Consider the following 15,087-nt stretch of genomic DNA (forward strand, 5'->3'; position numbering starts at 1 on the left):
TTTTAATTTTGATTGATAATTTTTGTGTTAATTTTTGGAACCGAGTAACTTTTTTTGATATTCTCTAAGCTAACTATGATACCTTTTGTATAGGCATTATGCTTATAATTGTGAATTGCTTCCAATACATCTGGATCGATATATCTAGAATTACTTCCATCAATAACCACATTAGTTTCATTAGGAATATCCATCAACAACACCTGAATCGAAGCTTTGTTTAGGAACGATACTTCTTCGGCGAGTTTGATTCTGATGTTCTTTTTATTTCCTTCTTCTTGTACTCGGTAAAAGAAGGGATTGCGCATATTGGTTCTTAACAAGTAGAAAATAGATACAGCCATACCAATTCCAACTCCTTTTAATAAATCGATACCAACAACGCCTATAATAGTAACCACAAACGGAATAAACTGATCCCAACCTTTGTGATACATGTGCTTAAACAAAGCTATTCTTGCTAATTTGTATCCAGTTACCAATAAAATTGCCGCTAAACATGATAACGGAATCATATTGATTAAAGAAGGAATACACAATAACGATACTAATAAAAGTAAACCGTGTGTGATTGCCGACACTTTGGTACGGCCACCAGCATTTACGTTAGCAGAACTACGTACAATTACAGCTGTCATAGGTAAACCACCTAACATACCACTGGTAACGTTACCTATACCTTGTGCAATTAGCTCTCTGTTTGTTGGCGATACTCTTTTTAACGGATCGATTTTATCTACCGCTTCAAGGCTCAACAATGTCTCCAAACTAGCAACAACTGCAATAGTTAAGGCCACAACCAATACTTTAGAATCAAAGATCATAGAAAAATCTGGCATGGTAAACAAACCAAAAAACTCTGCAGCACTATTCACCACTGGAATAGTTACCATTTGATTTTCTCTTAAAGCACTTGAAGAACCGTTAAATACAATTGCACCAACAATACCAATAGCAACAACCACTAAAGGAGCTGGCACAACATTTATTTTCTTGAGTTTAGGCCAAAGCACTAAAACAAGTACAGAAATTAAACTAATAGCGATAGCAGCAACACTAAAATGCTGAAGTGCATTTCCTAAAGCAGAAAAGGTGTTCTCGCCATCCTTTTGAAAGAAGCTTTCGTCTCCGAAGAAGTCGCTATCTACACCTAAAGCATGTGGCAATTGTTTCATGATTAATAAAATACCAATACCTGCCAACATACCTTCAATTACACTCGAAGGAAAATAGTTGCCAATGGTACCAGCCTTGATTAAACCTAAAACCAGTTGGAAAACACCGGCTAAAACTACAGCCATTAAAAAGGCTTGGTAGCTACCTAAACTAGTAATTGCAGCTAGTACAATAGTGGTTAAACCCGCTGCCGGACCACTTACACTTAACTGAGAACCACTGATAGAGGCTACCACCACACCGCCAATGATTCCAGTAAGCAGACCTGCAAATAGAGGAGCACCCGAAGCCAAAGCAATACCCAAACACAGTGGCAATGCCACTAAAAACACCACGATACTTGCTGGCAAATCGGCTTTTAAGTTCCTTTTTTGCAAATATTTACCGATTCCGCTTCCCATCGAAGCCGAATTTGAATTTTTCATAAAGAATTATATTAATTTCTAAGGTTATTATAAGAGTTTAGCTCCACAAAAGTATGTGGTGCTAATGATTACATTAACTTATGAGAAATTAGGAGGCGGTGTTGGAACCGAAGGATGGTGTGGATCGACGTAACGTCGAGAGTGTTCAATAAAGCTATTAGGAACACCACAATCTAGATCGAGATATACGTAGTTAAGGTCATATTTTGGGAGAACCAATTTATAATCTACAAACTTAGCGCTCGATTTTCCTTTATCTTCCGAAGTATTTTCATTTTCTAATTGCATAATTACAGAAACCATAAATTCATCATCGCAGTGCGATAAAAATACAGGCGCACCAGAAATGATCATTTTTGAGACAAAGATGCTCATAAATGTGACCATGATTAGTAACTTGTATTTTCTTAGATTCATAAATTTCTAATGCAATTCTAATTCTTTCAAAGAAATCCCGAATTAATTTAAAATCAAAATATATTACGTAATATATTTGTAATATAAGAATAATGTTACGGTGATCTCGAAATTATTAGGCATTTTCAAACTTTTATTTCAATATAAGTATTTCAATCTATTTTGTAAACCCAATGAGGAATTTTTTGGTTTTTGTATTCTTTCTTTTACCTATTATCGCGAAAGCGCAAAACAACAATGCGCCTTCATCTTATGATCCTCACGATATTAAAATTACTGGTTATTTGCAAACTCAGTTTCAAGTAGCTCAATCGCCAGGTATTTATTCTTGGTCTGGAGGAGATTTTAGCGAGCATTCCAGTAGCCGTTTTATGCTGAGACGTGGTCGTTTGAAAGTAGATAGGGTGGATAAATTCTCATCAGTGGTTTTTCAGTTAGATGGTACGCAAGATGGATTAAGGATTATGGATGCTTTTATTCAATTCCACAGTCCTGAAAACAAATCTTTGAAATTTACAGCAGGTTTATTTAACAGACCATTTGGCTACTCTATTGTCTACTCATCTGGATACAGAGATTTCCCAGAAAGAGCTCGTGTTTTCCAAACGCTAATGCCAAGGGAAAGGGACTTAGGGGCAATGATTTCTTATAAACCAAACAAAGCTTTCTCTTTTATTACCGCAGAACTTGCCGTGGTTAATGGTAGCGGATTAAATGCCCGAGATTACGATTCCAACAAGGATATTATCGGCAATTTAAGCTTCAATTTTGACAGTTTGGCCAATAAAAAACTACATTTAGGTTTCGGAGCTTCGATTTACAAAGGAACCGTTAGAAACAATACAACTACAGTATTTAAGCCTATAAACAATGGTTTCTCTAACTCAACTGATGCCGCCAACGAAGGGTATAATTTCAGAAGAGATTACTATGGTGCGAATCTTCAGCTTGGCTATAAAAATAGCTTCGGAGAAACTACCTTTAAAACAGAATATATAGAAGGTAAACAACCTGGTGTTGCAGCCACAACAACAACTTCTGGTTTGGCAGCCAGTACAAGTTTTGGAACGCAACCTACAGGTAATTTATACCTCCGCAACTTTAATGGCTATTTCTTTTGGTTAACACAACAAATTGCCAATAGCAAATTAACCGCAATAGTTGGCTATGATGTTTATGATCCAAATACCGATGTAGATGAAGCTGAAATTGGAATGGCCGGCAATAATACCACTGCAGGAGATATTAAATTTAGCACATTAGGTTACGGCTTTACTTACGCTTTAAACGGTCGTTTAAAACTAACCATTTACAATGAACACGTAAAAAATGATGGTACAGCATTACCAAATTACCAAAGCGACATCAAAGACAACGTGTTTACAACTCGTCTGCAATATAGATGGTAGTTTGAGTTACGATTTTAGATTTACGAATGACGATTTTGTCTGGAAATTGCCAAGAAGCTACTCATTTCAGATTCAGCTTATCGAAACCTTGTAATTAAATCGATTGTTCGGATTGCTTTATTGCTTTATTGTTGCGAACTTGTTAGGCATATTTTTCGGACTTTCGGAATAGCCCAATGAACAAGTGAACTAATGAACCTTTAAACCAAGTGAACCAAAACATATGAACAACAAAATCGAAATCTTAAAAGACAAAATACAAAAAGCACACTTAGGTGGTGGACAAGCTCGTATTGACAGCCAACATCAAAAAGGTAAACTTACTGCTCGCGAACGTATTCATTTCTTATTAGACGAAGGAAGTTTTGAAGAAATTGGGATGTTAGTTACCCATCGTAGTACGGATTTCGGAATGGAGAATGAGAAGTATTTGGGCGACGGTGTGATTACGGGTTACGGCACCGTAAATGGTAGACTGACCTACGTTTTTTCTCAAGATTTTACAGTTTTTGGAGGTTCACTTTCTGAAACTCATGCAGAAAAAATCTGCAAGATTATGGATATGGCTATGAAAAATGGTGCGCCAATTATTGGTTTAAATGATAGCGGAGGTGCTCGTATTCAAGAAGGTGTGGTTTCTTTAGGTGGCTATGCTGATATTTTCTATCGCAATGTACAGGCTTCTGGAGTTATTCCTCAGCTTTCTGCAATTATGGGGCCTTGTGCTGGTGGTGCTGTGTATTCTCCTGCCATTACAGATTTCATTCTAATGGTAGAAAATACTTCTTATATGTTCGTAACCGGACCAAACGTGGTAAAAACCGTAACTCATGAAGAAGTAAGTTCTGAAGAATTAGGTGGAGCAAGTACACATGCTACCAAATCTGGAGTTACACACTTTGCTTGTGCCAATGAGATAGAAGCCATTAACCATTTGAAGAAAATTTTGAGCTATGTACCACAGAACTGTGAAGACCCAGCTCCATTTACTCCTTACGAACCAAGCGATGAAGAACGAACGGCATTAAATGACATCCTACCTTCAAATGCTAACCAACCTTACGACATCCGTGAGGTAATTGCACAAGTTGCGGATGAAGAAAGCTTTTTGGAAGTACACGCCGCTTATGCAGAAAATATGGTAGTGGGTTTTGCCAGGTTAGCTGGAAGAAGCATTGGCGTAGTTGCCAATCAGCCGGCTTATTTAGCAGGAGTTTTAGATAACAATGCCTCTGTTAAAGCGGCTCGTTTTGTACGTTTCTGCGATTGCTTTAATATCCCTTTGTTGGTGTTTGAAGATGTTCCTGGATTTTTGCCAGGTACCGACCAAGAGTGGAATGGCATCATCACCAATGGTGCAAAATTACTGTACGCTTTTAGCGAAGCTACTGTTCCACGTATTACGGTAATTACCCGTAAAGCTTACGGTGGTGCTTATGATGTGATGAATTCTAAGCACATTGGTGCAGATATGAACTATGCTTGGCCTAGTGCAGAAATTGCCGTGATGGGCGCTAAAGGAGCTGCTGAAATTATCTTCAAGAAGGAAATCAGCGCTGCTGAAAACCCAGAAGAAAAGTGGCTAGAAAAAGAGAAATTATATTCTGATATATTTGCCAACCCTTACCGTGCAGCAGAACGCGGTTTTGTAGATGAGGTAATTGAGCCATCTAAAACCAGAGAAAAATTAATCAAAGCATTTAAGATGCTTGAAAACAAAGTGGTGAAAATGCCTAGAAAAAAACACGGCAATATTCCGCTTTAGGAAATTAAAAATGCAGCATATTTTAAAACGAACTGACGTAATTTTAATGGCCTTTTGTACAGGCCTTATCGTAGCAAATATTTACTATTGTCAACCTTTGGTTATCCTCATTGCCAAAGATTTTAATTTGAACGAAAGCGATGCTGGAAGTATCACTTTCTTAACGCAAGCCGGTTACGCCATTGGTTTATTTCTTTTGGTGCCATTGGGCGATATGTTCGAGAAGAAAAAACAGATTCTATTTACGACGGCACTGGCTATTATCGCTTTAATTATTGCAGGATTTGCGAAAAGCTTTCTCGTTTTAGAGATAGCAAGTGTATTAATTGGCGCCTGTTCCATTGTGCCACAATTGATTTTACCTCTCACTGCATCACTAAGTAGTGATGAGAATAGAGGTTCGAATATTGGTATTGTGATGAGTGGTTTGTTAGTTGGCATCTTGGCATCAAGAGCAGTAAGTGGAATCGTCGGCGATTTATTAGGCTGGCGAGCGATGTTTTTAATTGCAGCAGCAATATGTACACTACTCATTCTCTTAATGGCGATCCGTTTTCCTAAAAACCTGCCAACATTTAAAGGAACTTACAAAGAATTGATGAGCTCGATGTTTGGCTACATTAAAACGCAACCCGCATTAAGGGAAGCTTCGTTAATTAACTTCTTTGCTTTTATCGTTATCATGGGTTTCTGGACTACCATGGTGCTATATCTGGCTAATCCACCATATCAATTTAGCACTTACCAAATTGGATTGTTTGGTATTGCAGGTGCAGCAGGAGCTTTAGCGGCACCATTGGTCGGTAAATTAAGTGGCGGCAGTAATCCTCGTAAAAACTTAATGATTGGTTTTATCTTAGAACTGATTAGCGTTGGCTTGTTTTATTTCACCGGCCAAAATGTTTTCCTTTTCGTTATTGGTATTATTTTGATAGATATTGGTCAACAAGCGATACATGTAACCAACCAAACCCGTATTTATACTTTAGTTCCCGAAGCTAGAAACCGATTGAACACCATTTTCATGTCGGTAAGTTTTGTGGGTGCTGCATGCGGTTCTGCATTAGGTTTATGGTTATGGGCATTGGGTGGCTGGACAATGTTTTGCGCCGGCGTTACGGCCATCATCATTTTAAATATGAGCATTTATCAATTTTATAATCGGAAGGCCTAAATGAATAATGCACCGATAGAACAAATTTTTCCCGCACTTACTTGGCGTATCAGGCAGTTAGCCATGTATCCCGAAAAGGAAATTACCGATATGGAATTGGCCGGCGATTTTGATGCCATGCATTTTGGACTCTACCATCAATATGAATTGACTGGTGTAGTTTCCTTATTTATTGATGGAACCACAGCTCAATTTAGAAAAATGGCAGTGCTGCCTAACGATCAAAGCAAAGGTTTTGGCTTACAGCTTTTACAGTATTTGGTGGATTATTGCCGAGAGCAGGGCATTAAAAACTTGTGGTGCAACGCCCGAGTAAGCGCTATCGGGTTTTATAAAAAAATCGGTTTCGAAACTGTAGGCGAACCTTACGAACGAAACCAATTAGCATACATTAAAATGGAACTTACTTTTTAGGTAAGGCTTTATTCAAATCCATTACAGGAGTTAAACCTTCAGACGGCACATAAATAATTTGTGGCAAGCTGCCTTTATCCGCCAATTTCTCCAAGGTTCTGATAAACAAATATTGGTTGTAAGTGGCAGACAAGGTGCCATTTTCTACTCTCATTGCCTCAGCCATACCTTTAGCACGCTCAATTTCTGCAGCGGCATTTAGTTTTTCTGCTTCTAGCCTTGCCTTGGCTTCCTCTACTAAAATTCTACGATTTTGTTCAGCTTTAGCCATTTCAGCTTTTCCGGCCATTTCTTGTTGCCAAACATTATAGCGAGGCAAGCCCCACATTAAAGCCACAATAACAATTAAAACAAAGAGCGCCGTCGGAATGAAAATCTTGATTACGTTCATAATGATATAGTTTTACAGTTTTTAGAAATATAATGATTTTCGTGTCAAAAATCAAGAAACAGGTTTCATTAATTGCCTTTAAATTGTACATTTACCACTATACATAATAAAAACTATGGCAAAGAAAAAAGACGAAAATAAAAAGCATGTGCCTGTAGTTACCAAAAAATCACTACAGTTTTTCGAGAAATATATTAACAATGCAGCACCTACTGGTTACGAGTGGGAAGGACAAAAACTTTGGTTAGAATACTTAAAACCTTACGTAGATGAGCATTTTGTTGACAACTACGGTACTGCCGTTGGAGTTATCAATCCAAAAGCTGAATATAAGGTTGTTATTGAAGCTCACGCCGATGAAATTTCTTGGTATGTGAACTACATCACTAACGATGGATTAATTTACGTTATCCGTAATGGTGGTTCCGACCATCAAATTGCACCTTCAAAACGTGTAAATATCCACACAGAAAACGGTTTTGTAAAAGCAGTTTTCGGTTGGCCAGCAATCCACACTCGTCATGGCGAAAAAGAACAAGCACCTGAGCTTAAAAACATTTTCTTAGACTGCGGTTGCACTACTAAAGAAGAAGTGGAAGCTTTAGGTATTCATGTAGGTTGTGTAATTACGTACGAAGATGAATTTATGGTGTTGAATGACCGCTACTATGTTGGTCGTGCTTTAGACAATCGTGCTGGCGGTTTTATGATTGCAGAGGTAGCTCGTTTATTGAAAGAAAACAAGCAAAAACTACCTTTCGGTTTATACATTGTGAACTCAGTACAAGAAGAAATAGGTTTACGTGGAGCAGAAATGATTGCGGATCGCATTAAACCAAACGTAGCAATTGTTACAGATGTAACTCATGATACCACTACGCCGATGATTAACAAAATTACGCAAGGTGATTTAGCTGCAGGTAAAGGACCAGTGGTTTCTTACGCACCAGCAGTACAAACCAACTTGAATAAATTATTAATTAAAACTGCAGAAAAAGCGGGTATTCCTTTCCAACGTCAGGCATCTTCACGTTCTACAGGAACTGATACGGATGCTTTTGCATACTCAAACGGAGGCGTTCCTTCGGCATTAATTTCATTGCCTTTGCGTTATATGCACACTACGGTAGAGATGGTACACAAAGAAGACGTTGATAATGTGATCAGCTTGATTTACGAAAGCTTGTTAGCCATTAAAGACGGACAGGATTTTAGAGAGTTCTCTAAAATCTAATCAAAATATAAGAGGCCTGAAAATTATTCAGGCCTTTTTTATATCAAATCACTTATCCTAAAAACTGTACTTTTTCAAGGCTAGAAAGGCTGCTAGTCGGGATTTGTAATCCCGATTTAACTAACTATGGATTTTGAATCCATGTATGTAGTGCTGAACTATTCGTAGCACAACCATTTTTTAATTATTTTGAAAAGCGAAATCTGTACTTCTACTTTTGGATAGTCCCGCTTTTCGCTGCAATCTTTTTGTACTTCTGTCATCCTGATCCTGTCGAAGGATTTTCATCGCTTGCAGATGCTTCGATAAACTCAGCATGACAGCTTAGTAAAGGTTAATCGACCAAAAAGTATTTACGCTACAATCGGGTTTGAGTTACTTAGGCTATTGCTAGGAAACCAAAGATAGCACCCCTCAATTTGCCAAATAGACCTGATTGAACGGGAAAGCCCGCAAGCGAGTAAAACGAGTGCGGACTTGAAGTGAAAGCAGGACTATCGGGAGTTTGAAGCTTCTGTAATTGCGCTTCAAATAATTAGCATTTTAAAAGTCTTGCTTCATTTTGGTAGCAATAGCAGATTGGGACTAATAAAAACTACCGTCTCCCCTACGCATCATCTGGCGACCATTTCTTCCACTAGCTCCAGTCCATTTTTGCAAACGAACATTAACTCGCAACATGAAATACCTGCTTAGTGCATTGGTACGGGTTTCAGTTTTCATCAAATCGGTTACGTTAAGATTTACAAAATTGTTCTGCTTCAAAATATCAAAAGCTTGGAAAGTAACTGATGCTCTACGTTTGAAGAATTCCTTTTGCAAATAAGCATTAATAACCAAAGGGTTGCTGGTAATGTTGGCGTTGATACCACTCACAAAGTTTTTGCTTGCACTATAACCGAAAATCAAAGATTGCCACATGTAAAAACGTCCATCAACATTTAATGCCCAAGTTTGTGTATTAACTCGGTTTGGACTAATGGTATTGTTAGATTTTTGGATATTATAGGAAACATTCGGGTTTACTTCCAACCATTCGTTAGGATTGATACGAGGACCAAAACGTTCGGTAATATTCCAAGTATTGGTAATGCTTTCGATATTATTACTCATAGAAACTCCATGAATATAATTTACGTTTCCACTTAGAGCGAGGTTATATTTTCTGTTGTTCAGCTGTTTATTGATGGAATAATTACCTCCAACTCTATAACCTCCGTTCATGTTCACATAGCGAGTTTCGTTACGCAACAACTCGTTATTGTTGTTAAAAATCTGCACCATATTACTCACTACCGAGTTATCGATTAATGTTCCGTTAGCATTTACCGAATAGTTTAGCTTATGGTTAGCGATGTAATTGTTGTAATTTAAATTAACAGTGTGGTTAAAAGTAACTTTCAAATCTGGATTTCCGACGATGGTATTTTGCGGATTGGAAACATCGCTAACAGGTTGAATTTGGTCGAACGTAGGTTCTTGGGCATTTCCCGAATAGTTAACTTGTATGCTATGTGTTTTAGAAAACTGGTACTGAAACCTTGCTATTGGAATAAGGTTAAAGCTATTGCGATGTGTTGTTGTGCCCAAACTTACTTTAGTGCCGCTTAAAACTGCTGGCACACCGGTTAAACCCACCGAGAACCTCACTTTGGAAGTGTTAGACAAACCGTAACGATAGTTCAAAGCGATACGAGCTTGCGTAAATGAATAATCGTAAATATTGCTCAACGCATCTACTACTGTTCTGTTATCGAAGGCATCTATATCGCTCGTAATTGCTCTGTTATCGTAACCGTTATAATTAACTTGTCCGTTAAATTCCAACTGACTATTAATGGCCAATGGCTCCACATATGTAAAACTGCCGCGATAGTTAGAGGTCAAATTTCGCCTTGCTATTAATCGATGTACCAATGAGTCTAACACGTTGATATCGTCTTTATAAAACTTGGTATTACGCTCTTGCTCCGACTCTTGGTTTGCACTGTTAAAGCTAAACTGCAAAGACAAATTGCGTCTGGGCTTGCTGAAGATATGTTGATAGAAAACTGTAGCACCAATGTTGGGTCTGGTGTTTTTGTTCAAATTACTACCTAATTGATTTTGTGTAATCAGGTCACCAGATTGTCCAATGCTAGATATTCCGCTGTTATTAGTCGATGAGAAAGTAACTTCAGGAGTAATCCTCAAAAAGTTATTACTATCTATATCGGCTTCTACTTCGAAATTGAAATTATGATTTCTAGTCTTATTATCCCGCTCACTTTCATTGGTAGAAAATATCGTTCCATTGGTAGAATAAATTTCGGACAAACTACTGTTCAAAGAGTTTACGTTACTAAAGTTATATCGGTAGTTGGTGTTGATTCGAACCTTAGAACCGATTTGGTCTCGGTAAGAAAATGCTGAACCACCGCTATTAGTTGTTCCTCCGCTGCCACTTGCAGAATTTCCACTACCTGAGCCGCCCCCTGCATTTCCTCCTCTTCCACCACCGCCATTATTACCACCGTTACCTCTACCACCACCACCGCCTCCATTTCCCATCGCTTCACCTCCCGTGGTGCCTGTATTAGCTACACCATTAACTGTGTTATTTAGTCGTAGGTTTACTGAAAGATTTTGATTCCCATTTAATCTGGTGCCGAAAAGAGAACTTTCATAACGTTCGTTACTGCCTCCTCCAGCTTGAATATTTGCAGAATTACCTACCGATTTATCTGTTCTGGTTACGATATTTAGTATTTTCTCTGGGTCCCCATCTTTGATTCCCGTCCTAGCTGCTTGGTCGCCATAATCGTCTACAATTTGTATTTTATCTACAATTTCGGCAGGCAAGTTTTGAATGGCTGTGGCAATGTCTCCACCAGCATAAGTTTTTCCGTTGATTTTGGCTTTGGTTACGTTGTTTCCCTGATGAACTAATGTTCCGTCATTTGTAACCTCCATGCCTTCCATTTTCTTCAACAATTCATCAACCGTGGCATTTTCTCTAACAATATAATCACTAGCTTTATATTCTACCGTATCTGTTTTATAAGTGATGGATGGAGCCCCCTTAATCACTACTTCATCTAAGGTATTAGCCATCGGTTGCAAAATAACGGGATCCATCACAACTCTAGGAATGGCATCGTTTTGCTTATATTTATTGATTTGCTGCTTATATCCCATCATGGTAAAACTCATGGTATAAGTAGCTAATTTTACATTCTTAAACACGAAAATCCCGTCTGGGTTGGTACTGGTAATTAGCGTATCTCTTTCAGAAGTTAATCGGATGGTCACCCCCGGCACTCCCAAATCGGTAGAATCTTTTACAATTCCACTAATCTCTCGAGTAGAAATTGGTGGAGGTACATTTTTCCCTCTAGGTGTATTTTGAGCATAAAGGTTAGTTGCTAAGCATAAGAATGGCGATAACAGAACTAGCCTGAGTAATAGCTTCTTCATTTCGATATAGTGTTAAATGTGAGCTATTATTTCTGAATAATGTATTTGCCCCAAAAATCGGTAGCAACCATTAAATCTTGCTGTGCTGCATTATTATTACCGCCTCCAAAGCCACCACGGTTGTTTCCTCCGCCAAAACCTCCAACTCCTGAATTAATTCTCTGGGTAAAATTACCTCCTTGTCGTCCGTTCAATTTAATTTGATAAGCGATTTCTTTCTTATCGTTTACCGCAACTTCTAAAGCAGCTAAAGGAATTGCAATTTCACAGAAATAAGCCTTTTGCTCATCCATTTTAGCGACAGCTTTAATTCCGTATTCGTTATAAATAGAAATCAGAGAATCAGTAATATTAAAGCCTTTAACCTTGATTTCTTTTATAGCTGCCAACTGAGCTTTTCGTTGCTCAAATGCAGTAGAATCTTTCTGTTCTTGACTTTGGTCTGCTCTACCTTGCCCCATTCGCTGCCTGCTTGTACCGCCTTGCCCACCAGCACCGCGGTTTGCATTGTTTCTAACAACTAAGGGGTAAGTAATAGTACTTGCATCTTCTTCTCGCTTTTTTCCTTTAGCATTGATACTAAAAGAAATGCCACCGGCAAAAATCTTATTGATAACTTCACTAGATGTTGCCTTGAGGGCTAGATATAAATTTTTATCGTCATTTGCGATGGTGTAAAGCAATCCAGTCCTTTTATTTTCTGCCGAGAAAGTATTCCATTCAAGGTTTTTACCATCAATTCTTGTTGTGGCAGGAGCTGATACGCTGTTCGTTTGAAGATCAGGCAGTTTTTGCGCATAAGTAGTTAGGCTTGTGCAGTAGAGCAATAAAAAAGCGTAAAATAGTGTCATTTTTGTGGTTTACATTTGTGTGTGTTAAGGATAGACCATAAAAATCAAAAAAGGATTAAAAACCTTTTCGCAAAAAAAATCCCCAGCTATCATCTGAGGATTTCAATTTTTATTATTCAAGTTATTTCGCTGTCGAAGGTTTATAAGTTTCAGCGAGCTTAAGTGCGTTATAAGCATTTACAATTCCACCGCTTACACATAGTTCAGAAAAATTAGCACGTACAGTTTCGTCTTTATCGTTTTTGTACTTCACTTTTCTTGTTACTTTAGTTACCGATTTCATGATAATATCTTTCACGTCAACAGCTGTTAATTCTGGATAGTAACTCAAAATCAATGCTGCCAATCCAGAAACAACCGGAGCTGCCATACTTGTACCATCAAATTCCTCATATTTCGAATTAGGTACAGTTGAATTAATCATAAAGCCTGGCGCAAACACATCTACATTATATTTTCCGTAGTTGGAGAACGATGCTTTCAAATTATCATCATCCTTGTAGGCACTAGCGCCAACCTCTAACCAATTTTTAGCATGAGGTAGTTGATATTTTTCTACATCTAAAGGTAGCGGTTTAACAACCGCATCTCTTCTTGGAGCGCCTGGTCCTCCATTCATCGTATTCGGAATAGGAGTAGCGAAAGGTTTTACCTCTGGCTTCTTATTTTTCTTAGCATAAGCATCTGCTTCTGGACTATCGTAATACTTTGTAGGAAAGTTATCTGTTATATCATTATTCTGATTATCGTTACCAGCCGCATGAACTAATAGTACGCCCTTACTTTCTGCATATTTGATGGCTTCATCCACCACTTTCTTATCCCATTTGTAACCTTTACCGAAACTCATGTTTACAACCCTAGCTCCATTTTCTACAGCATATCTGATACCATTAGCTACATCTTTGTCTCTCTCATCTCCTTGCGGAACTACTCTTATTGTCATGATGCTAACATGATCCACCACACCTTTAATACCAAGTTCGTTATTTCTATTTGCTCCGATGATTCCCGACACGTGAGTACCATGGTCAGCATCTGGCCCCATTACATCATTATTTCCGTAAATACGCTCTTTAGAATTTGAATAATCATCTCCTACCAAAGCGGCTCTTTCATCATAATTTTCATTCAAATTGTATTTTAGCATTTGGTCAAGCTCCTTGTGCCCTTTTTCAATTGATTCATAGAACTTTTCGATACTACCTTCATCCTTGGAACCTTTACGTACAATCTTTTTAATGTATTCTTGCATTTCGTCATCAGCTTTGTACTTCTCCATATCTTCCAATGATGGAATTTTCTTTTGATTAACGAATGCTACAGAATCCATCACCTTTTTAATAGCAATATAAATAGGGAAAACCGAACTAGCTTCATCATACTTTTTGCCGAAGTCAGAAACTACGCGTCTGTATAAGTTATATTCTTCTTTCTCGGCACTGTCTAAAACAGTTGTTCTAATCACAGAACGATATTTTGGTTCCAATTTTCTTTTGATACGTACCAGCTCTAAGTTATCATGAGCCAGATTACCCTTGTTTGAACCGATAAAATTCCAACCATGAACATCGTCTATGTAACCGTTTCCATCGTCATCAATACCATTTCCAGGGATTTCCTTTTTATTAGTCCACAACACATCCTTCAAATCCTCATGTTTAATATCTGTGCCACCATCAATAACGGCAACAACAATTTTTTGCTTTGGTTTTTGATCCTTCAATAACTCCTTGTATGCTTTTTCAGTACTAATCCCAAAGTAACCATCAGATAGCAAATCTAAATTAAACCAATTTGGAGGTAGCTTTACATTTTTATCTTGCGCATAACTAATGCCTGTGCTAGCTAATACTATTAAAAACGATATAAAAATTCTATAAACGCTCATCTTAACTTTTCGATTATATATCATAAGATACAAAAATAACCATTTAAAAAGTATGGATAATCTTGATAGGAAACTTTAACAAAAATTAACAGAGAAACACTTCGCATAAATGAGACTTCTTCAAGAAATAAGTTTCATTTATGCGAAGTGGCGGCGGTATTCGGATGGCTCATAGAAGCGTAATATGTGCCAACTCTTGAAAAACAAGGGAACAACTATATCAGCTATTATGGATAAAACATATTAAATGCTAAGAAATTCTAGATTTTAAAAGTATTTTGACAAAACCCTTTTAAAAATAAGGGAACAAGCGCATCAGGGAATGGATGGATCGTGTTTTTGTGTTTCACACATACAGACCTAGACGATGGTATGTCCCTATTTTCGGTTCCACAAAAAAAGCCCCCCGACATTTCTGAAGGGGGGCTGTAGGTTTAGGCACCGACCTACTCTCCCACGTGTTACCGCAGTACCATCGGCTCGG

General features: G+C 37.9%; 11 protein-coding genes. 5 read left to right on the forward strand and 6 right to left on the reverse strand.

Annotation, left to right across the window (positions count from 1 at the left end):
- Positions 1-2: 2 nt before the first annotated feature.
- Together CRO54_RS12160 and CRO54_RS12165 are read right to left on the reverse strand one after the other, a co-directional pair.
- A complete protein-coding gene (locus tag CRO54_RS12160; RefSeq protein WP_097132274.1) occupies positions 3-1,601 on the reverse strand; it encodes a SulP family inorganic anion transporter in 1,599 nt (532 codons plus the stop codon).
- Positions 1,602-1,679: 78 nt separating this feature from the next.
- Positions 1,680-1,976: a hypothetical protein gene (locus CRO54_RS12165; protein ID WP_240775091.1), complete on the reverse strand. Its 297-nt coding sequence runs from the start codon at positions 1,974-1,976 to the stop codon at positions 1,680-1,682.
- A gap of 215 nt (positions 1,977-2,191) precedes the next feature.
- On the opposite strand from CRO54_RS12165, the gene CRO54_RS12170 reads away from it, so the two are divergent.
- From CRO54_RS12170 to CRO54_RS12185, 4 genes are all read left to right on the forward strand, one after another.
- Complete coding sequence (locus tag CRO54_RS12170) at positions 2,192-3,427, forward strand: porin family protein (protein WP_097132276.1); 1,236 nt, start codon at positions 2,192-2,194, stop codon at positions 3,425-3,427.
- A gap of 223 nt (positions 3,428-3,650) precedes the next feature.
- Positions 3,651-5,192 (forward strand): acyl-CoA carboxylase subunit beta, encoded by a 1,542-nt coding sequence (locus CRO54_RS12175; RefSeq protein ID WP_097132277.1) that lies wholly within the window; start codon positions 3,651-3,653, stop codon positions 5,190-5,192.
- Positions 5,193-5,202: 10 nt separating this feature from the next.
- The gene (locus CRO54_RS12180) at positions 5,203-6,366 is read left to right on the forward strand and encodes an MFS transporter (RefSeq protein WP_240775092.1); all 1,164 of its coding nucleotides are present in this window, start codon (positions 5,203-5,205) and stop codon (positions 6,364-6,366) included.
- A complete protein-coding gene (locus CRO54_RS12185; RefSeq protein ID WP_097132278.1) occupies positions 6,367-6,780 on the forward strand; it encodes a GNAT family N-acetyltransferase in 414 nt (137 codons plus the stop codon).
- Here CRO54_RS12185 and CRO54_RS12190 read toward each other — a convergent pair.
- A complete protein-coding gene (locus tag CRO54_RS12190) occupies positions 6,770-7,171 on the reverse strand; it encodes an SPFH domain-containing protein (RefSeq protein ID WP_097132279.1) in 402 nt (133 codons plus the stop codon). The two genes, CRO54_RS12185 and CRO54_RS12190, sit on opposite strands and share 11 nt — an antisense overlap.
- Before the next feature lie 115 nt (positions 7,172-7,286).
- On the opposite strand from CRO54_RS12190, the gene CRO54_RS12195 reads away from it, so the two are divergent.
- Positions 7,287-8,405: a M42 family metallopeptidase gene (locus CRO54_RS12195; protein WP_097132280.1), complete on the forward strand. Its 1,119-nt coding sequence runs from the start codon at positions 7,287-7,289 to the stop codon at positions 8,403-8,405.
- 585 nt (positions 8,406-8,990) lie between these two features.
- Here CRO54_RS12195 and CRO54_RS12200 read toward each other — a convergent pair.
- The 3 genes from CRO54_RS12200 to CRO54_RS12210 all read right to left on the reverse strand — a co-directional run bounded on the left by CRO54_RS12200 (position 8,991) and on the right by CRO54_RS12210 (position 14,603).
- Positions 8,991-11,861: an outer membrane beta-barrel protein gene (locus tag CRO54_RS12200; RefSeq protein ID WP_097132281.1), complete on the reverse strand. Its 2,871-nt coding sequence runs from the start codon at positions 11,859-11,861 to the stop codon at positions 8,991-8,993.
- A 26-nt stretch (positions 11,862-11,887) separates the two neighbouring features.
- Positions 11,888-12,712, reverse strand: a complete 825-nt coding sequence (locus CRO54_RS12205) for a hypothetical protein (RefSeq protein WP_097132282.1) — start codon at positions 12,710-12,712, stop codon at positions 11,888-11,890.
- A 121-nt stretch (positions 12,713-12,833) separates the two neighbouring features.
- Positions 12,834-14,603 carry a S8 family peptidase gene (locus tag CRO54_RS12210; RefSeq protein WP_097132283.1) on the reverse strand — a complete coding sequence of 590 codons (1,770 nt, stop codon included), beginning with the start codon at positions 14,601-14,603 and terminating at the stop codon, positions 12,834-12,836.
- Between the last annotated feature and the right edge of the window lie 484 nt (positions 14,604-15,087).

This window comes from Pedobacter xixiisoli (assembly GCF_900215335.1).
GTDB lineage: Bacteria > Bacteroidota > Bacteroidia > Sphingobacteriales > Sphingobacteriaceae > Pedobacter > Pedobacter xixiisoli.

Excerpts from the sequence above, each read along its gene's own strand:
- CRO54_RS12160 (WP_097132274.1), bottom strand. The coding sequence starts at position 1,601 with ATGAAAAATTCAAATTCGGCTTCGATGGGAAGCGGAATCGGTAAATAT.
- CRO54_RS12165 (WP_240775091.1), bottom strand. The coding sequence starts at position 1,976 with ATGAGCATCTTTGTCTCAAAAATGATCATTTCTGGTGCGCCTGTATTT.
- CRO54_RS12170 (WP_097132276.1), top strand. The coding sequence starts at position 2,192 with ATGAGGAATTTTTTGGTTTTTGTATTCTTTCTTTTACCTATTATCGCG.
- CRO54_RS12175 (WP_097132277.1), top strand. The coding sequence starts at position 3,651 with ATGAACAACAAAATCGAAATCTTAAAAGACAAAATACAAAAAGCACAC.
- CRO54_RS12180 (WP_240775092.1), top strand. The coding sequence starts at position 5,203 with ATGCAGCATATTTTAAAACGAACTGACGTAATTTTAATGGCCTTTTGT.
- CRO54_RS12185 (WP_097132278.1), top strand. The coding sequence starts at position 6,367 with ATGAATAATGCACCGATAGAACAAATTTTTCCCGCACTTACTTGGCGT.
- CRO54_RS12190 (WP_097132279.1), bottom strand. The coding sequence starts at position 7,171 with ATGAACGTAATCAAGATTTTCATTCCGACGGCGCTCTTTGTTTTAATT.
- CRO54_RS12195 (WP_097132280.1), top strand. The coding sequence starts at position 7,287 with ATGGCAAAGAAAAAAGACGAAAATAAAAAGCATGTGCCTGTAGTTACC.
- CRO54_RS12200 (WP_097132281.1), bottom strand. The coding sequence starts at position 11,861 with ATGAAGAAGCTATTACTCAGGCTAGTTCTGTTATCGCCATTCTTATGC.
- CRO54_RS12205 (WP_097132282.1), bottom strand. The coding sequence starts at position 12,712 with ATGACACTATTTTACGCTTTTTTATTGCTCTACTGCACAAGCCTAACT.
- CRO54_RS12210 (WP_097132283.1), bottom strand. The coding sequence starts at position 14,603 with ATGAGCGTTTATAGAATTTTTATATCGTTTTTAATAGTATTAGCTAGC.